Annotated in this window: 14 protein-coding genes; 10 read left to right on the forward strand and 4 right to left on the reverse strand. The window is 64.1% G+C overall.

Annotated features, from left to right (window positions below; translation table 11 throughout):
• Positions 1 to 50 precede the first annotated feature (50 nt).
• The 3 genes from BLU35_RS23775 to BLU35_RS23785 all read left to right on the forward strand — a co-directional run bounded on the left by BLU35_RS23775 (position 51) and on the right by BLU35_RS23785 (position 3,917).
• On the forward strand, positions 51 to 1,991 hold the full coding sequence (locus tag BLU35_RS23775) for a DUF3604 domain-containing protein (RefSeq protein WP_093234735.1): 1,941 nt from the start codon (positions 51 to 53) through the stop codon (positions 1,989 to 1,991).
• Between the two features lie 82 nt (positions 1,992 to 2,073).
• Positions 2,074 to 2,922 (forward strand): peptidylprolyl isomerase, encoded by an 849-nt coding sequence (locus tag BLU35_RS23780; protein WP_093234767.1) that lies wholly within the window; start codon positions 2,074 to 2,076, stop codon positions 2,920 to 2,922.
• Complete coding sequence (locus tag BLU35_RS23785; RefSeq protein ID WP_093234736.1) at positions 2,922 to 3,917, forward strand: HupE/UreJ family protein; 996 nt, start codon at positions 2,922 to 2,924, stop codon at positions 3,915 to 3,917. Before BLU35_RS23780 ends, BLU35_RS23785 begins: the two co-directional genes overlap by 1 nt.
• A 154-nt stretch (positions 3,918 to 4,071) precedes the next feature.
• On the opposite strand, the gene BLU35_RS23790 is transcribed toward BLU35_RS23785, so the two are convergent.
• Positions 4,072 to 6,030, reverse strand: coding sequence for an elongation factor G (locus BLU35_RS23790; RefSeq protein WP_093234737.1), 1,959 nt, complete (start codon positions 6,028 to 6,030; stop codon positions 4,072 to 4,074).
• Positions 6,031 to 6,319: 289 nt separating this feature from the next.
• Between BLU35_RS23790 and BLU35_RS23795 the strand changes: the two genes are divergently transcribed.
• Complete coding sequence (locus tag BLU35_RS23795; protein ID WP_093234738.1) at positions 6,320 to 7,000, forward strand: glutathione S-transferase family protein; 681 nt, start codon at positions 6,320 to 6,322, stop codon at positions 6,998 to 7,000.
• A 333-nt stretch (positions 7,001 to 7,333) separates the two neighbouring features.
• Here BLU35_RS23795 and BLU35_RS23800 read toward each other — a convergent pair whose 3' ends face one another.
• Positions 7,334 to 8,254: a SphA family protein gene (locus BLU35_RS23800; protein WP_245296082.1), complete on the reverse strand. Its 921-nt coding sequence runs from the start codon at positions 8,252 to 8,254 to the stop codon at positions 7,334 to 7,336.
• A gap of 291 nt (positions 8,255 to 8,545) precedes the next feature.
• Between BLU35_RS23800 and BLU35_RS23805 the strand changes: the two genes are divergently transcribed.
• From BLU35_RS23805 to BLU35_RS23825, 5 genes are all read left to right on the forward strand, one after another.
• A complete protein-coding gene (locus tag BLU35_RS23805) occupies positions 8,546 to 9,595 on the forward strand; it encodes an aldo/keto reductase (RefSeq protein WP_093234769.1) in 1,050 nt (349 codons plus the stop codon).
• A gap of 311 nt (positions 9,596 to 9,906) precedes the next feature.
• Positions 9,907 to 11,664 carry an adenylate/guanylate cyclase domain-containing protein gene (locus BLU35_RS23810; protein WP_093234739.1) on the forward strand — a complete coding sequence of 586 codons (1,758 nt, stop codon included), beginning with the start codon at positions 9,907 to 9,909 and terminating at the stop codon, positions 11,662 to 11,664.
• A 201-nt stretch (positions 11,665 to 11,865) separates the two neighbouring features.
• Positions 11,866 to 12,270, forward strand: coding sequence for an antitoxin Xre-like helix-turn-helix domain-containing protein (locus BLU35_RS36260; protein ID WP_093234740.1), 405 nt, complete (start codon positions 11,866 to 11,868; stop codon positions 12,268 to 12,270).
• The gene (locus BLU35_RS23820; RefSeq protein ID WP_093234741.1) at positions 12,267 to 12,956 is read left to right on the forward strand and encodes an RES family NAD+ phosphorylase; all 690 of its coding nucleotides are present in this window, start codon (positions 12,267 to 12,269) and stop codon (positions 12,954 to 12,956) included. Before BLU35_RS36260 ends, BLU35_RS23820 begins: the two co-directional genes overlap by 4 nt.
• Before the next feature lie 472 nt (positions 12,957 to 13,428).
• A complete protein-coding gene (locus BLU35_RS23825; RefSeq protein WP_093234742.1) occupies positions 13,429 to 13,875 on the forward strand; it encodes a GNAT family N-acetyltransferase in 447 nt (148 codons plus the stop codon).
• A 71-nt stretch (positions 13,876 to 13,946) separates the two neighbouring features.
• Here the strand turns inward: BLU35_RS23825 and BLU35_RS23830 are convergent, their stop codons facing one another.
• Positions 13,947 to 15,143: a TCR/Tet family MFS transporter gene (locus BLU35_RS23830; protein ID WP_093234743.1), complete on the reverse strand. Its 1,197-nt coding sequence runs from the start codon at positions 15,141 to 15,143 to the stop codon at positions 13,947 to 13,949.
• A 467-nt stretch (positions 15,144 to 15,610) separates the two neighbouring features.
• Between BLU35_RS23830 and BLU35_RS23835 the strand changes: the two genes are divergently transcribed.
• A complete protein-coding gene (locus tag BLU35_RS23835; protein WP_093234744.1) occupies positions 15,611 to 16,129 on the forward strand; it encodes a GNAT family N-acetyltransferase in 519 nt (172 codons plus the stop codon).
• 75 nt (positions 16,130 to 16,204) lie between these two features.
• On the opposite strand, the gene BLU35_RS23840 is transcribed toward BLU35_RS23835, so the two are convergent.
• Positions 16,205 to 17,770: a sensor histidine kinase gene (locus BLU35_RS23840; RefSeq protein WP_093234745.1), complete on the reverse strand. Its 1,566-nt coding sequence runs from the start codon at positions 17,768 to 17,770 to the stop codon at positions 16,205 to 16,207.
• Positions 17,771 to 17,914: the final 144 nt, after the last annotated feature.

Consider the following 17,914-nt stretch of genomic DNA (forward strand, 5'->3'; position numbering starts at 1 on the left):
CAGTAGCTCAGTCTTTCGCGAAGCGGCCGTGCCGCACGGAGGGGAAAGCGATGAGAAACAAGTCTGCTAAATTGATCCTCGCAAGCATTCTGAGCTTTGGTCCGGCGCTCTCGGCAGCCGCGCAGGAACACGGCGACATCGGCACGCCGGACGCCGCCAGGGCCGAGAAGGCTTTTGCCGCCAAGCCGCTCTATTCGCCCTACGCAGGCCGCAATTTTCCGACCCGCCCCCTGTTCGGCGACACGCATCTTCACACCGGAGCCTCATTCGACGCCGGCGCGTTCGGGGCGCGGCTGACGCCGCGCGACGCCTATCGCTTCGCCCGCGGCGAAGAGGTCATGGCGTCGAGCGGCCAGCCCGCCAAGCTGTCGCGCCCGCTCGACTTCCTGGTGGTCTCCGACCACTCCGACAACATGGGCATGTTTCCGGACCTCTTCGCTGGCAAGCCGGAGGTTATCTCCGATCCGCAGGCCAAGACCTGGTACGACATGATCAAGTCGGGTCAGGGCGGCAAGGCGGCGATGGAAATCATCGTCGGGTTCAGCGAGGGCACCTTGCCGCAGTCGATGATCTACGGGCCCGACACCCGCCCCTACAAGAACGCCTGGCAGGACACGATCAAGGCGGCCGAGGAATATAACGAGCCCGGCCGCTTCACCGCCTTCATCGGCTACGAATGGACATCGAACACAGCGGGCAACAACCTGCACCGCAACGTCATCTTCCGCGACAATGCCGACAAGGCGAACGAGGTCTTGCCCTACACGACGCTGAAGCCGCTCGGCAGCGACAATCCGCGCGACCTGTGGAAGTGGATGCAGGCCTACGAGGACAAGACCGGTGGCAGTGTGCTGGCGATCGCCCACAACGGCAACCTGTCCAACGGGCGCATGTTCCCGATGATCGAATCCTTCACCGGCAAGCCGGTGGACAAGGACTATGTCGAGCAACGCGCCCGCTGGGAACGGCTCTATGAGACAACCCAGACCAAGGGCACCGGCGAGGCGCACCCGGCGCTCGCGCCCAATGACGAGTTCGCAAACTTCGAGATCTGGGACTTCGGCAACCTCGATGCCAGCGAGCGCAAGACGCCGGCCATGCTCGAATTCGAATATGCGCGCTCGGCGTTCAAGAACGGCCTTAAGCTCGAGGCTCAACTGGGCACCAATCCCTACAAGTTCGGGTTGGTGGGCAGCTCGGACTCGCATACCGGTCTGTCGGCCATGGAGGAAGAGAACTTCTTCGGCAAGACGACCCCCCAGGAACCGAGCCCGGAACGACTGACTGCAACCTTCGTCAAGAACCCTAAGACCAACATAACGGTGATGGACTGGGAGGTCGGGGCGTCTGGCTACGCAGCCGTCTGGGCGGTGGAAAACACCCGCGAGTCAATCTGGGACGCCATGCAGCGCAAGGAGACCTATGCGACAACAGGACCGCGCATGCTCGTGCGCTTCTTCGGCGGCTGGGACTTCGAACCGGCCGATGCCGAAGGCCGCAATCCCGGCGCCATCGGCTATGCCAAGGGCGTGCCCATGGGTGGCGATCTGACGGCGGCGCCTGAGGGCAAGGCACCGACATTTCTCGTTGCCGCGCTCAGGGACCCGATCGGCGCCAATCTCGATCGTTACCAGGTCATCAAGGGCTGGCTTGACGACAAGGGCGAGACGCACGAACAGGTCTACGATGTCGCCTGGGGCGGAGACCGCAAGCCGGGCCCGGACGGCAAAGTGCCGTCTGTCGGCGATACGGTCGACATCGAGAACGCCACATGGACCAACACCATCGGCGCGCCCGAGCTGATCGCGGTCTGGAAGGACCCGGAGTTCGACCCGAAGCAGAAGGCCTTCTACTACGGCCGCGTCATCGAGATCCCGACGCCCCGGTGGACGGCCTATGACGCCAAGCGTTTCGGGACGAGGCCGCTGGAAGGCACGCGCATGACCGTGACCGAGCGCGCCTACACCTCTCCGATCTGGTACACGCCATAATCCGGGAGATGGATGACCGCATGCGGGCGGACGCACGAAGACCATGCGCCCGCCGCCCTCCGTCAAGCGAGCGAGCACGGCCATGCTGAAACGCATCTTACGAGAGCCGCTGGTCCATTTCCTGGCACTCGCACTTTTGATTTTCGCCGCGCACGGCCTTCTGCGCACCGGCGCCGATGCGCCGGAAAAAATCGTCGTCAGTGCGTCGAAGATCGAGCAGATGGCAACGGTCTTCACCAAGACCTGGCAGCGCTCGCCGACGGCGGACGAGCTGAAAGGCATGATCGACGACTATGTGAAGGAAGAAATTCTGGTCCGCCAGGCGCTGGAACTCGGGCTCGACCGGGACGACACGGTCGTGCGCCGCCGCCTGCGCCAGAAAATGGAGTTCCTGAACACCGCCGACGCCGCCCCGGTGACAGTCACCGAACCGGAGCTGGAAGCCTATCTCGAGGCCAATCCGGCAGCCTTCGCCACCGATGCGAAGCTGGCATTCGAGCAGGTCTTTCTCAATCCCACACGACACGGCGAGACGATTGCTGAGGACGCCGCTACCTTGCTCGCGGAGCTCCGCAGCAACGACACGGCCGACCCCGCTTCGCTTGGCGATGCGTCCCTGCTTCCCGCGGCAGTTCTGCTCACAAGCAAGGCGGCGATCGACCAGACCTTCGGCGGCGACCTTGCGGACGGGCTCGAAAAGGCTCCGCTCGGTCAGTGGACGGGGCCGATCGCCAGCAGCTTCGGCCTCCATCTGGTCCGGGTGTCCGAGCATGCGCCGGGCCGGGTGCCGCAACTCAAGGACGTCCGCGACGAAGTGGCAAGGGAGTGGGAAAACGCCAAGCGTGCCCAACTTGAGCAGCAACGCTTCGGTGAATTGCTCGCTCGCTACCAGGTGAGCGTCGAAGCCGCCACCGCTGCAGGAGACAACTGATGAGACCGCTTGGCGCGCTTCTCGCCTTGCCGATCCTCCTGCTGCTCGGCGCTTCCGCTATCGCTCATGAGGTTCGGCCGGCCTATCTCGACATACGCGAAACGGCGCACGACACCTTCGCCGTTCTCTGGAAGGTGCCGGCGCAGGGCAGGATGCGGCTGGCGCTCGACGCGCATCTGCCAAAACAGTGCATCGAAAGGGCCACGCCGATCCGGTGGTTCGAAGGCAGCGCCTATCTGGAGCGGTGGACCGTCGACTGCGCTGGGGGATTGCGGAATGGCACGATCGTCATCGACGGGCTCAAGGCCACGCTGACCGAAGCACTGGTGCGCATCGAATACGAGAATGGCGGCACGGAGGTTGGGCGCCTCATGCCCGAGGCGCCCTCCTTCACTGCGGCCGGCGCGCAGACCCGCCTTGAAGTGGCCCGAACCTATTTCCTGCTCGGCATCGAGCACATACTCCTGGGCTTCGATCATCTGATCTTCGTGCTTGCGCTCATGTTGCTCATCCATGACCGCTGGATGCTGTTCAACACGATCACGGCCTTCACCGTCGCCCACAGCATCACGCTCGCCGGAGCATCGCTCGGCTATTTCAGCCTTCCCCAGAAGCCGGTCGAAGCAACGATCGCCCTCAGCATTGCCTTCGTCGCAAGCGAACTGCTCAAGGCCAGACCGAACGAAGCGCGCCTGTCGGAAACCTATCCCTGGGTCGTCGCCTTCGCCTTCGGCCTGCTGCACGGTTTCGGCTTCTCCGGCGCGCTGAAGGAGATCGGATTACCGCAATCGGATGTGCCGCTGAGCCTCTTGACCTTCAACCTCGGCGTCGAGGCGGGACAGATCATCTTCGTTGCCGCGGCTCTGGCGGTGGCCTGGGCGGGGCGCGCGGTGGTTGGTTACCACGCCGCCTTCGCGCGCCGGGCAATCGCCTACGGCATCGGCACCAGCGCGATGCTCTGGTTCATTCCCAGGATCGCCAGCCTGGCAGCCTGAAGCGCGGCGCTCTTGCGCGACATGCAGCCAAGCAAAGTTCTACAGCGACCTTTGCGCGTCTGATAAGACGCGCGGCGCCGTAGAGCCCGGCAATCGAGTTGAGCCGTCCGCACCACCCCATGAACACCGACATCTGCCCGAAGGGCCGCTCGCCTCACCCCGCCTGCTGCGCCCCATGCGCGTGGATCACCGCATCGGCCTCCTTGCCGTAGAGCTCCTCGAAATGGTCGAAGCTCTTGGAAAAGTAGCCGATCCCCTGCGTGGCCGCCCGCAGTGCCCGGGCGAGATCGTCGAGCGCCGATCCGGGCACCAGTGCGCGAAAGATGTCCCAGCCCTTGGCGGTCTCGTCCCGGTCGAAGCCGAGCACCTGGCCCTTGTAGGTGGAGACAATCGGCACCAGGCTGCCGGAATAGATCGAGGGGATGTGGATCTCGATGCGGATGACCGGCTGCATCAGCACGGCGGAGGCCTGCGACAGCGCCTGGCGCACGCCCATCTTGGCCGCCGCCCGAAAGGCGAAGTCGTTGCTGTCGACCGAATGGTGCTGGCCGTCGGTCAAGGTCACGCCGACATCGATCACCTGAAAGCCGAGCGGGCCTTTCTCCATCGCCTCCCGCGCCCCGGCCTCGATCGCCGGGATGAAGTTGCGCGGCACCGCCCCGCCCTTCACCGTCTCGGCAAAGGAGAAGCCGGTGCCGCGCTCGTTCGGGTGCACGCTGAGCTTGACGTCGGCAAATTGCCCGGCGCCACCCGTCTGCTTGCGGTGGCGATAATGCACGTCGGAGGGTTTCAGCACCGTCTCGCGATAGGTCGGGCTCGGTGGCTTGTCGGTGACGCCGACGTGGAAGACGTCGGCGAGCGTCTTGCAGAGATCGCGCAGGTGCATCGGCCCTTGCACGCAGACGAGCTGGGCGCCGGTTCCCTCCTCCTGCATGACCGCAAGCCCGCGGTCGGTCTCGGCGAGTTTGGCGAGCGTGCCGGAAAGCTTGGTCTCGTCGCGCTCGCTGTCCGGCACCAGGATGCGCTCCAGCATCGGCGTCGGCGGCACCGTCCAGTCCGGCGCCTCGGCCGTGCTATTGCCGGCAAGCAGCGCCGGCACCGGCAGATGCTCGGATTTGACCGCCGCGATGATCGCGCCCGCCTCCGGCGTGGCGTTTGGCAGCGGTTTTCCGGTCGCCGGGTCCTGCAGCGAGCCGACGCTGCCGCCGCCGAGCGTTGCGCCCTGCTTGATCCCCGATGTCAGCGCCCGCACCAGCACGGTCTTGCCGACATTGGCGCGGTGGTAGGCATGGAAGCTGACAGCCGAAAGGGCGGTTTCGGCAATCGAGCCGGCCGCCGCCAGACGGTTTCGAAGCGCATCCACAGCGGGCGCCTCATGGCGCAGCGCCTTCATCAGCCGCATGATGCCATTGGCATGGCTTGCCGAGCCGACCAGCACCGGGATGATCCGGTTTTCCTTCAAGAGCCGCGTGGAGATCGCGTAGATCGTGTCGCTTGCCGGCGCCCGATCTTCGATCAGCTCCTCGAGCAGCCAGTCGTCGAACTCGGAGAAATGTTCCAGCAGTTCGGTGCGCGCCTCCTTCTCGCGCTCCATCACCGTATCGGGGATCTCGATCAGCGCCGAGGTCTGGCCTTCGCGGTAGCGCCAGGCGCGCTCGGAGATCAGGTCGCAGGTGCCGACGATCTTGTCGCCTTCGCGGATTGGCACCTGGCGCAAGAGCAGCATGTGGCCGGAATAGTCCTGGAGGGCGGCGATCACGTCGCGCAGCCGCGCCCGCGGCTCGTCCATGCGGTTGATGAAGAGAATGCAGGGAGTGCCCGAGGCCTCGATCACCTTGAGATAGGGCGCGGCCAGCACCGCCTCCTCCGGCGCCGGCGAGACGCAGAGCACGCAGGCATCGCTGGCAATCAGCGCATGCTGCGCGTGGCCAAGCGCCTCGGTTCCGCCGGGTGCATCGAGCGCGCACCAGGGCTCGCCGCCAAACTCGAATTCCGTGAGGTTCAGTCCATAGGGCGAAACAGCTTTTCTGGAGGCCCCCTCCAGACCGGCCAGCTTTTCTGCCAGCGTGGTTTTTCCGGTCTGTGAGGGCCCAAGTACCGTGAAGCAGCGCATCGGCGATCCTCCCCTGTCGCGATTGCCAGAAGGCGCCGAGCGTTGCGACGCCCTTACTCTATTAATTCTAGGGCAGCTTTTGCGCTTTCAATGGCTATGCGCAAATTCGGCACAGTTCTCATGCCCGCTGCGTCGACAATCGGCGTCGCCGGATGCCCATAATCTGGTTGTCAATTTAAACCGGTTGTGAAATTATATCATTGTCGAGGATCGACAATCGAAAGCGCGGCGCTAGTTCTATCGAAGCGCCATCCATTCATTGGAACCGTCCGAGCCGGAGACCGTCCGCATGTCCCTCACGCTTTACCAGCATCCGCTTGCTTCCTTCTGCCATAAGGTGCTGATCGCGCTTTACGAGAACGAGACCCCCTTTAAGAGCAGCCTTGTCGATCTTCTGGACCCCGAGGAAGCGGCCCGCTTTGCAGCACTCTGGCCGGTCGGCAAGATGCCGGTTCTGACCGACAGCGCCCGTAATGTCGTGATGCCCGAAACCTCCATCATCATCGAATATCTCGACCGCCATTATCCCGGCCGCCAGCGGCTGATCCCCGACGATCAGGATACGGCCCTCAAGGCGCGCCTCTGGGATCGCTTCTTCGATCTCTACATCCATGCGCCGATGCAGAAGATCGTCACCGATACGCTGCGCGCATCAGGCGAAAACGACCATCGCGGCGTCACCGACGCCCGCGCTTCCCTTGCCGTTGCCTATGGCATGGCCGACAAGCACTTCACTGAGAACACCTTCGCCGCCGGCGATGCCTTCAGCCTTGCCGATTGCGCCGCCACGCCTGCGCTCTTCTATGGCGGCATCGTCGAGCCCTTCGATGAGAAATACCCGCATCTCGCAGCCTATTTCGAGCGCCTGCTTGAGCGCGCCTCCGTGCGCCGCGTGCTCACCGAAGCGCGGCCTTATTTCCATATGTTTCCCTACCGGAACCTGATGCCCGAGCGCTTTTTCGAGATGTGATCCACGCCCGGAAACGAAGTGAATACAGGGAGATCGAGCGCCTTCGTGAATCGGGATGGCAAGACGCTTTGTGACACCGTCCACCACTCCGTCCGCCGCCAATTCCAGGCGAAGTCTGCCCCTCACCCTAGCCCTCTCCCCGCACGCGGGGCGAGGGAACGTGCCCCACCTCTCCATCAAACGGAGCCGTTAGGAAAATCGAGGATGCTTGTTGCTGAGACGAGCGGTTGCCACATGTCCCTTCTCCCCGCCTGCGGGGAGAAGGTGCCGGCAGGTGGATGAGGGGCCCTTCCCTCACCGCGCGGATAAGGGTCAACCTGCGGAGAGCGGAGCCTACTTCACCTGCGCCGGCGGCGTGCCGATCGGGAAGGCGATGGTTACGAAGCCGGCGGTACCCTCCGGCCGGTTCTTGGCGCCGAATTCCTGGAAAATCTTCAGCGTCAGAGAGACCGGCGTCTCGGCCATCTTGAAATTGTAGCCCATGGTGCCGCCGATTGCGGCGATACGGCCCTTGAAGTCGCCGAGGCTTGCACCGGGACCGCTGTCGCCCGTCACCTGCTGGTAGAAGTAGCCCGCCACGCCGGCGGAGAATTCCTGGCCGAAGTGCCTGGTAACCGCCCATTCCGCGTGGAATTCCGTACCCGTGCGATAGTCCGTCGCCGGGTTCTCGCCGTTGAAGGTGAAGCCCGCCGCACCCGAAAGGTCGAAACCGGCTTCCGGGTTGAACCAGGTGCCGGCAAGGGTGAAGTCGCCTGCCCAGCGATTGAAGGAGAGATTGGCGAGCTCGCCTTTCTGGTAGTCGCCGATCGGCACGTTGAGGCTGGCGTTCGCCGTCCAGTGGAAATCGCCTTCGTGCCAGCCGAGCACGGCGCCAACCACCGGGTCGCCGATGGTGAAGATCGAGTCGCTTGCGGAGGCCGAACGGCCGGCCCTCGGCGCTGACAGCGTTGCATCGATGTCGGGGCCGCCGAAAGGCACGATCGCGGTAAAGCCGAGATTGCCGCCGAGCACCTCCTCGGGCATGACCCAGAGGCCGGTGCCGAAGACGCCGATCAGGGTCGCGTCGACTTCGCCGACGATCTGGCCGCCGAGCGGAAGCTGCTTGTTGCCCTTGAGCTCACCGACATAGAAATAGGTGTCGTTCTGAAAGTAGGTTCCGGGCGGTGCGAGAAGGCCGGCCATCGGGCCACGGGCACCGAGCAGATAGAAGCCGGCACCGTTTTCAGCCGCGTTCGCCGTCGAAGGCGCGACCACGCCACACAGGCCGGCAGCGATTGCCTATGCGGACAGCAAACTCTTGGCAACGCTCATCGAGTGACCCCCCCATCTCTCGGCAGAGACGATAGCATTCCGCCATCTTCAAGCCAGCCCTAAGAAACAGGAGCCTCAAGAACCGCAACATCCGATTGCAGGACGGTGCAGGCATACACACCTTGCCCGCCCGGCACAGGCCGCTACCTTACCGCCTGTCGCCTTCGGTTTGTTCCACAACGGAGGCTTGCGTTTTCGTTGCTTTCCCAGCGCATCAGCAAAGGATCCGAGACCATGGAATACCGGCTGCTCGGCCGCTCCGGCCTGAAAATCTCTGTTATCACCATGGGCACGATGACGATTGGCGGCCGCGGCAAGTTCGCCGAGGTCGGCAATGTCGGCCTCAAGGACGCCCGCCGCTACGTCGATCTCTGCCTCGACGCCGGCGTCAACCTGATCGACACCGCCGATATCTATTCGACCGGCTACTCAGAGGAGATCATCGGCGAGGTGCTTGGCGGCAAGCGCAAGAACGGCGTGCTGGTCGCCACCAAGGCACGCTTCTCCATGGGGCCCGGACCGAACGACGGCGGGCTCTCGCGCCACCACCTGATCGCCGCCTGCGAGGCGAGCCTGAAGCGGCTGAAGACCGACGTCATCGATCTCTACCAGGTGCATGAATGGGACGGCCAGACGCCACTCGAAGAAACGATGGAAGCGCTCGACAGCCTCGTCCGAAGCGGCAAGGTCCGCTACATCGGCTGCTCCAACTATTCCGGCTGGCACATCATGAAGGCGCTCGGCATCAGCGCGCGCGAGGGCCGGCAGCGCTTCGTCAGCCAGCAGATCCACTATACACTGGAAGCCCGCGAGGCCGAATACGAACTGATGCCGATCTCGATCGATCAGGGGCTCGGCGTGCTCGTCTGGAGCCCGCTTGCAGGCGGCCTGCTCTCGGGCAAGCACCGGCGGGGCGAGACATCAGAGGGAACGCGCCAGCTCGCCGGCTGGAACGAGCCGCCGATCCGCGACGAGGAGCGGCTGTGGAAGATCGTCGACATGCTGGTGGCGATATCCGGCGAGCGCGGCGTCTCGCCGGCGCAGGTCGCGCTCGCCTGGCTGATCGGCCGCAAGGGCGTCACGTCCGTCATCATCGGCGGCCGCACGGAGGCACAGTTCAGCGACAACCTCGCCGCCGCCGGCCTGAAGCTTTCCGACGAGGAAAAGGAACTGCTCGACGCCGTCAGCCTGCCGCCGGTGATCTACCCCTACTGGCACCAGCTCCGGAGCGCCAAGGACCGGCTCGGCGAAGCGGATCTGTCGCTGCTGGGGCCGCATTTGTAGAGGAAGGTGCCCTATCCGGCTCGCCAACGCCTCTTCAGCATCATGGAGCAAGTGCCACAAGACTCCGATGAAGGCCGACGCGATCTCGTGAGGAAAACCGACCTTCCTTCTCCATTGGACGGCAACAGACCTTTGCAGCGACCGCTTCGCGGATCCTGTTCCTGTTGAAGGCGGTACCTCGTGAAGCGTCGCTATATGGCCGTCTCAGTGGTATCATGAACCAGCACGGTCGCGGTGTCGGGCAGCCGGATGGTGCATGTCGCGTCAATTGCCTGGCTTCATCCGGCGGATCTCCTGAGGGGGAGACAGCCATGGCAACTGCAAGAGCAGAGCGGCGGCTGGCCGCGATCCTGGCCGCTGATGTCGTCGGCTATTCCCACCTCGTCGAACATGACGAGGCCGGGACGGTGTCGGCCCTCAAGGTTCTGCGCCGGGAGGTGATCGATCCGCTGCTGGCCGACCATCAGGGCCGTATTGTCAAGCTGATGGGCGACGGTGCGCTCGTGGAGTTCGGCTCGGTCGTCGATGCCGTCGCGTGCGCGGTCGCCATCCAGAAGGGGGTTGCCGAGAACCAGGCCAATATCCCGACGGAGCGACGCATCATCTTCCGGATCGGCGTCAATCTCGGTGATGTGATCCATGAGGTTGATGGGGATCTCTACGGCGATGGCGTCAACATCGCGGCCCGCCTCCAGACCTTGGCGGATGCAGGCGGCATTTGCATTTCCGGCACGGCGTACGATCACCTCCCGGGCAAGCTTGACTGCGGCTACGAGTACCTCGGCGAACGCGCGCTCAAGAACATGGAGCGGCCGGTGCGACTGTACCGCCCCCTTCTGGAAAGGACGACCGCAGGAACGGCATCGCCCAGGCCCGCGCTTCCGGATCGACCATCCATTGCCGTGCTGCCGTTCAACGCCATGAGCGCCGACCCGGAGCAGGACTTCTTCAGCGATGGACTCACCGAGGACATCACCACCGCGCTATCCAAGCTCAAGGGCTTCTTCGTGATCGCCCGCAACACGATGTTCACCTACAAGGGAAAGCCCGTGGATGTGCGCGCCATCGGGCGCGAACTCGGGATCCGCTATATTCTCGAGGGGAGTGTGCGCAAATCCGGCAACCGGGTGAGGGTGACCGCGCAGCTCATCGATGCGGCCTCCGAAGTCCAACTCTGGGCCGAGAGGTACGACGGCGACCTCGGTGACATCTTCGTCATTCAGGACGAAATCACCGCAAGCGTCGTCGGCCGCATCGGGCCGGAACTCCTGGCGGCAGAGCATGCCCGCGAAAGCCCCAAGCCGCATCATGGCCTTGATGCTTGGGAATGTGTCGTGCGGGCGGTGTTCCTGTGTTCCCAGTTGTCTGAGGAGAGCAGCGGCAAGATGCTCCCCCTGCTCGATCGGGCGATCGGACTGGCTCCCGGTTATGCCCAGGCGCTCGCGATGAAAGGTTGGATTACCGTGTGGCGCGCGTTCCAGGGATGGGAGGACATGGGATACGCCCTGGCCCTTGCCAGGGATTTCGTCCAACAAGCCATTGCCGCGGACGATAAGGAACAGTGGACTTACCTTGCGCAGGCGATGATAGCCTTTGCGACGCGTGACAATGTCCTGGCGATGGCAGCGATCAGCCAGGCTGTCGCGATCAACCCCAACTCCGCGTTTGCACACGGCCAGTTGGGGCTTGCGCATGCCAACGGGGGCCGCGCGGCGGACGCCATTCCTTGCATCGACTACGCCCTCAGACTGAGCCCCCGCGAGGCTTTTCTCGGCGACTTTCAGTTTTACTACGCCATGGCTTATTTCCAGGGCGCGAATTACGAACTTGGATTGAGTTACGCACGGGAGGCGCATCGCTTGCGGTCCGGCCACGCGGTTCCGCTGATCATCGGCACGGCCTGTGCCGGACTTCTGGACAACCAGGAGGCTGCCACGGACTTGCTCGGACGGCTCAAGTCGCTAGTCCCTGACATCTCACGGGACGCCGTCGCAGCAACATCTTCTTTCGTTCGCGCCGAGGATCGGGCGCGTCTGATCGAGGGACTTGCCCGTGCCGGCCTGAATTGACGGGTTGGATCGACCTCGAGAACCGATCGCTCCCCATCAGAGGCACGCACGCAGGAAAATTCCGATCCAGCCGGAGCCTCGGCGGTGATGTCTCTCCGGCAGCACCCCGCACAGCAAACGCCGCCATCGCCCCTTGACTTCTCGCCCAGCATCGCCATTTCATATCATATGATACACGAAGTCGCGGCATAGGAGACGACCATGGCCAACGCTCAACCGGCTTTCGCCCCTGATCGGCAAACGGCCCGGCAAGAAGAGGCTGTCATCGTCAAGGCCGTGGTCAAAGCCTGCGACCTCTGGAACCTCACCAACAGAGAGGCGGCCCAGTTGTTCGACGTGCCGATCGCCACCTGGAACCGCATGAAGGCGGGTGACTTCAAGGGCAGGCTTGACCAGGACAAGCGCATGCGCGCGAGCCTGATCGTCGGCATCTTCAAGGGGCTGCGGCTCTTCTTCAACGGCCCACTCACCTATCAATGGCCGAAGGCGGTCAATACCGGCCCGCTGTTCAATGGCCACTCGCCCGTCGATCTGATGATCGAGGGCGGCATTCCGGTGATGCTGAAGGTGCGACGCTATCTCGATGGCCTGCGCGGCGGCCTATGATACCCGAGATCGATTTCAACGAGCCGGCGACCGTCCGGCTGATCTCGACCGCCTATATTGACGAGCCCGCCGTCAAGCCGCTCGCCGACGATGACGACGAGATCGAAATCCTCAATCGGCTGGAGGCGATGACCTCGGCGCGCCTCAGCCCCCTCGCCTTGCCTGTCGGCGTCGATCCGGCCGAACTGCTGAACGAGACCTTCGGCTACGGCTGGTCGCTGATCAATGCCGCCTTCTGCCATGCGCGCCCGCCGGGCAACCGCTTCAACGGCGAGGAGCGCGGCGCCTGGTATTGCGCCTTCGGCCGGCGCGCGCTTCAAACCTGCCAGGCGGAAATCGTCTATCACCGCACCCGGGCGCTGAGCGAAGCCGGCAGCTTTCACGACATCGGCCGCTACCGCGAGCTGATCGCCGGCTTCACCTGCCGCTTTCATGATGCGCGCGCAGAAAAGGGAGCCGCCTATCTCGATCCCAATACGGCGGTCGCCTACCCCGCCGGCCAGGCGCTTGCCGCCACCATTCTGGCGGAAGGCGGCAATGGCCTGATCTATCCTTCTGCCCGCGACCCCGAGGGCGAATGCCTCGCCGTCTTCCGCCCCGCCGTCATCCAGAACATCCGCCAGGGCCGCACCATCACCTTTCAATGGTCGGGCGCGCCCGAGCCGCGCATTCTGGACGAGGATTGATCGGCCGGCACATAAGCCGCCCGCGACAGCGAGCCGCAATGTTCCCGCAATGCAGCCTAACGACAAGGACTCGCCTCTCCGGATTCCGGCGCTAGACTTGCCGGGGCCGGATTCGGCCTGAACAGAAACAACTTATAAATCAAATTGTTATTGACGCCTTTGCCCGGCGGAACACGCGCCACGCGTCGCGCAAATCTGCCCCTCACCCTCCCCTTTTCCCCGCCTGTGGGGAGAGGGAAACGGTAAGCGTCCCGCCTCGCCGTAGCCGGTTGAAGGCTGCGACCAGACCGTATTGGCCCGACCTGCGAACGCTAGAGATGGACACAGGCAGGCGCCACAGCGTCCCTTCTCCCCGCAGGCGGGGAGAAGGTGCCGGCAGGCGGATGAGGAGCAATCCTCACCGTGCGGATGAGGGGCGTGCTGCAAACGCCGCGCCGGATACCGGCACCGAGCGTCAAACACGAGGAAACGAATGACGATCACACTTTTGCCAGTCGATGCCGTCGATCCCGACACCATCCGAAAATTGGACGTGCACGAAAGCCAGATGGATTTCATCGCCAGCAACGAGGAATCGCTGGAAGAACTCGCCGAACGCCCCGAATGCGTCGGCTTTGCCGTGATGATCGAAGGCGCCCCCGTCGGCTTCGCCATGTATGCGCTCGATCCGGATGACGGCAACCACTGGATCTACCGCCTGATGATCGACGCCCGCCACCAGGGCAAGGGCTACGGTGTCAAGGCGCTTGCCGCCCTGCTGGAACATATGGCCGGCATCCCCGAATGCGGCGACATCTATCTCGGCGTCTACCCGGAAAACACCCGCGCCCACGCCCTTTATCACCGCTTCGGTTTCCGCGAGACCGGCATGATGCTCGGCGAGGAGAAGGTGATGCGGCTGGATCACCCATCGAAATAGCCCCTCGGAGCATCGTCCCGCTCGGCAGCGGATGGGATCATTGCGATCCCATCCACATGTCCCGCGGGGCGTTATGACGCGACTGAGGCCGCCACCGGTTTCGTCAGGCGCAGGCCGAGAACCAGCAGCCCGCCCAGCGCATAAACGACGACGACCGAAAGCCAGATCGCGCCCGGCCATTGCGCGCGAACGACGAAGTAGATGCTCGAAAACGCGAGCGGACTGATGATCGATGCCAGGCTCACGGCCGAGGCCAGCACGCCTTGGAACTGGCCCTGCTGGTTCTCGTCGACCTGCCGGGTCGCGAGCGATTGCAGCGCCGGCACGCCGATGCCGCCGAGCGCAAAGACCGGCATGATCGCGAAGATCATCCAGCCCTCGGTCGCAAAGGCCATGACGGTCAGGGCAAGGCAGACGCCGGCGACGCCCACCAGAATGGCGCCGCGCTCGCCGAAGCGTCTTACGGCAGGTCCCGGGAGAACCGCCTGGGCAAACGTCTGGCAGACGCCAAAGGCGCCGAGCGATAGACCGATCCAGAGCCCGTTCCACTGGAACGTCTCGCTGCCCCAGAGCGCCCAGCAGGTGCCATAGGCCTCGCCCGTGGCGCTGAAGATCAGGAAGAGAAAGACGATCGGCAGCACGCTCTTCACCGAGAACACCCAGCGCAGCGGCCGAAGCGGGTTGAGCGCGGCAAGGTCGATCCTCTCGCGGCTCGGTGCGCGCGACTCCGGCAGCACGAAGTACGCCAGAGCCAAATTGCAGCCGTTCAGGACCGCCGCGGCGACGAAGGGCAAACGCAGCCAGTGGTCGCCGAGCACGCCGCCGAGAACCGGGCCGATGATGAAGCCGATGCCGAACATGGCGTTGAACAGGCCGAAGCGCTGCGCACGCTTGTCCTCGGGCGTGATGTCGGTGATGTAGGCGGTTGCGACCGACATGTTGGCGCTCGTCAGCCCGGCGATCGCACGGCCCGCAAAGAGCATCCAGAGATTGGGCGCAAAGGCGAGGAACAGATAGTTGACCGCAGCACCCGCGAGCGAGATCAAGAGCACGGGCCGGCGGCCCAGCCGATCGCTGAGCGCACCCAGCACCGGCGCGCAGATGAACTGCATGACCGCGTAGAGCGCGGTCATCGTGCCGATATAGGGCGCCACGTTGTCGGCATGGATCACGTCCTTCAGCAGCGAAGGCAGGATGGGAAAGATGAGGCCGATGCCCACGGCATCGAGCACAATGGCAGTAAAAATGACGATGAGGGATTTCTTCATGATGCGTTCCGATCAACGCAAGCACGCCCACGCCAAGAGGCGCCGATGCCTTGCGATTGGGTGACCTGACGATGCAGGCGATAGGTTTTGGGAAACGCTGGCCGATCCGTGCTCAAACGGCAGGGATGGCGTGTGCTTGACTGCCTGGACGTGGATTCGTCCACCTGTTTACTCCGCCACTGAGCGGATCAAGGGAAGCAGTCGCTTTTCGCGATGGCATGCAATTAACACCGGATGGCGGGACGCGGCAAGCCCCCCGTTTTTGCGGAAGCAGAAGCGCGCCGCGCTCAGCACCGGCAAATGGTCAACAGGGCCTTTTTCGACTACAGTTGCGGCAGAAACCACGACATTCGTCAGAGCGGACAAGTCCTTGAGCCCGGCCCGACTGTGGCCTCCCTTTCGGTGGCCGCGGAACTCGGGACGGAGCGCCCGCTTTCCGATGCAGAATTCGTGAGTGGAGCGCAGCGATGGAACAGAACTCCGAGATCGGCCCGGCCGAAGCTGACGACTTTCCTGCCATTCGATCCTTGTGCAACGGCTTCCTTGACTGGTGCCGATCGCGCTATGGCGAAAACGCCTGGTTCGTCGACCGGTACTACACGCCGGAACAATGGGCCGCACTCCTGGACAGCCTGCCGAAAATCCATTCGCCTCCAGATGGGGAGATTCTTGTTGCCCGCCTGAACGGAAAGGTGGTCGGCTGTGTGATGATGCAGCGGATCGACGAACGTACATGCGAGATGAAGCGCATGTTCATCAGCCCCGAGGGCCGAGGCTTGGGGCTGGGCCGCCGTCTCGCCGAGGCCCTCGTGCGCGTGGCTGCCGAGCGGGGCTATGCCGCCATGCGGCTGGATACCGGCCGCAACCACGATGAGGCGTTGAGCCTCTACCGCTCCCTAGGATTCCAGGAGATCGTACCCTACTACAAAGCACCTCCCGAACTGCGCAACCATCTCATCTTCATGGAAGCCCCTCTGGCCGGGTAGTCGCGTCCCCCCCTCGCGAACCCTCACCCACGCGCGGTGGGTGAGCAAGGTTGCAGAACAGTGTCGAAGCCTGCCTCATCGAGCCATGTTGAGCTCGGAGACCGGCATGGAGATGGTGCAGCGCAGGCCATCCGGCCCAAGGGCGAAGCGCGTTCTCGCCTCAAGCTGGTAGGGCAGCGCCCGCTCGATCAGTTCGCGCCCGTGCCCGATGCCCTCGCCGGCATCTGCTGCCGGCTGCATGCGCACGCCGCTTTCGTGCCAGTCGATGTGAAGCCAGAGCTTTTGATCCTGCCCGGCCTCGACATGCCAGCGAACGGAAAGTGCTGCACCGGCCTGACCCAAGGCACCGTACTTGACGGCATTGGTCGCCAGTTCATGCAGGGCCATGGTCAGCGTTTGCACCGTCGACGAACGCAGCTTCACGCCGCTGGGACCGTCCAGCCGCACACGCCCCATATCCGCATCCACCGCCGCCAGTTCTGCCCGGAGCAGCTCATCGAAGGTGACCCGCTGCTGGTTGGCCAGGCGCGACAACAGGCCCTGGACCCTGGCCAGCGCCGACAGGCGGCTGCGAAAATGCGCGCTGAAATCCGGCAGGTCCTTGGCTCTGCGGGCGGTGGTTTCGGCAACGGCCCGGACAACCGCCATGAGGTTTCGGGTGCGATGCTGCAGCTCGGCAACCAGCGCCTTCTGGCGGTCTTCCCATTGCCGCCGCTCGGTGGTGTCGGTCATCGCGCCCACCATGCGGATCGCCTGCCCGCCTTGATCGTAGAAGAAACGGCCGCGGCCGTGCAGCCAGCGAACGGCGCCATTCGGATGCAGGGTGCGAAACTCCGTGACGAACTCTGTGCGGGCCTCCCGCGCGTGCTGCAGCAAGGCCTCAGTCTCCGCCCGGTCATCCGGGTGGATGCGCGCGGACCAGTTTTCATAGCTGGGCGTCACCTCGTCCACCCCGTAACCCAGCATGCGAAAATACTCGTCGCTCCAATGCACCTCTCCGGTTAGGACATTCCAGTCCCAGAGCCCCAGACCCCCGACCTCCACCGCCGTCCGCAACCGTTCCTCGCTCGCCCGAAGCGCCGTCTCCGTCTTCTCGCGCTCGATCAGGTCGGCCGCCTGTCGTGCCAGCACGTCGAGGAGACGCAGTTCCCGCTCCTTCGGTCGGTGCACATGCGCCCAATGGGTCGACAACATCCCGATGAGCGTTCCGACGCGGGAATGGAGCGGCGTGGTCTGCACGGCGCGGATCCCGCTCTGCCGGTAATGGGCCAGATCCGCCGTACCCTGCATGAACGCAGCGGTTTCGACATCCGAAACGACGACGCGCCGCCCGGTGCGCAGGGCGAGCGCGCAGGTGGAAGCCCGGTCCATGCTGACCCAATGCCAGAATTGCGCGGCCTCGTCGCTGAAGCCTCGATGGGAAAGCAGGCGTAGCTCTCCAGTTGGGCCCCGGTCGGCATCCAACATCTGCAGGCTGGCGAATTGCGAACGCATGATGGCGGCCGCACCATCCAAAATGGTCTCGTAGACGGCCTGCGGTCGCCCGTCCTTGATCAGTTCGAGGCTGATGGCCTGCAGCCGCTCGCTGTCTTCCAGCTCGCCCTTCATCTGTTCCGGGCCTTGATGGTGCGCAATGGTCATCGAGTCGCTCCCTTCCCGACGAGACACCAAGGGCGCAGCGGCAGCCGTGCAAAGGACGTTGTCGCGCAAATCCGCGCCAACTGCTGGCAGCTTGCTCCGGGCCTACCCCTATCGCCTCAGTGCAATCTCCCTCCGTGGGCTCCC

The sequence above is a fragment of the Sinorhizobium sp. NFACC03 genome, assembly GCF_900103435.1.
In the GTDB taxonomy this organism is placed as follows: Bacteria; Pseudomonadota; Alphaproteobacteria; order Rhizobiales; family Rhizobiaceae; genus Ensifer.

Excerpts from the sequence above, each read along its gene's own strand:
- BLU35_RS23775 (WP_093234735.1), top strand. The coding sequence starts at position 51 with ATGAGAAACAAGTCTGCTAAATTGATCCTCGCAAGCATTCTGAGCTTT.
- BLU35_RS23780 (WP_093234767.1), top strand. The coding sequence starts at position 2,074 with ATGCTGAAACGCATCTTACGAGAGCCGCTGGTCCATTTCCTGGCACTC.
- BLU35_RS23785 (WP_093234736.1), top strand. The coding sequence starts at position 2,922 with ATGAGACCGCTTGGCGCGCTTCTCGCCTTGCCGATCCTCCTGCTGCTC.
- BLU35_RS23790 (WP_093234737.1), bottom strand. The coding sequence starts at position 6,030 with ATGCGCTGCTTCACGGTACTTGGGCCCTCACAGACCGGAAAAACCACG.
- BLU35_RS23795 (WP_093234738.1), top strand. The coding sequence starts at position 6,320 with ATGTCCCTCACGCTTTACCAGCATCCGCTTGCTTCCTTCTGCCATAAG.
- BLU35_RS23805 (WP_093234769.1), top strand. The coding sequence starts at position 8,546 with ATGGAATACCGGCTGCTCGGCCGCTCCGGCCTGAAAATCTCTGTTATC.
- BLU35_RS23810 (WP_093234739.1), top strand. The coding sequence starts at position 9,907 with ATGGCAACTGCAAGAGCAGAGCGGCGGCTGGCCGCGATCCTGGCCGCT.
- BLU35_RS36260 (WP_093234740.1), top strand. The coding sequence starts at position 11,866 with ATGGCCAACGCTCAACCGGCTTTCGCCCCTGATCGGCAAACGGCCCGG.
- BLU35_RS23820 (WP_093234741.1), top strand. The coding sequence starts at position 12,267 with ATGATACCCGAGATCGATTTCAACGAGCCGGCGACCGTCCGGCTGATC.
- BLU35_RS23825 (WP_093234742.1), top strand. The coding sequence starts at position 13,429 with ATGACGATCACACTTTTGCCAGTCGATGCCGTCGATCCCGACACCATC.
- BLU35_RS23830 (WP_093234743.1), bottom strand. The coding sequence starts at position 15,143 with ATGAAGAAATCCCTCATCGTCATTTTTACTGCCATTGTGCTCGATGCC.
- BLU35_RS23835 (WP_093234744.1), top strand. The coding sequence starts at position 15,611 with ATGGAACAGAACTCCGAGATCGGCCCGGCCGAAGCTGACGACTTTCCT.
- BLU35_RS23840 (WP_093234745.1), bottom strand. The coding sequence starts at position 17,770 with ATGACCATTGCGCACCATCAAGGCCCGGAACAGATGAAGGGCGAGCTG.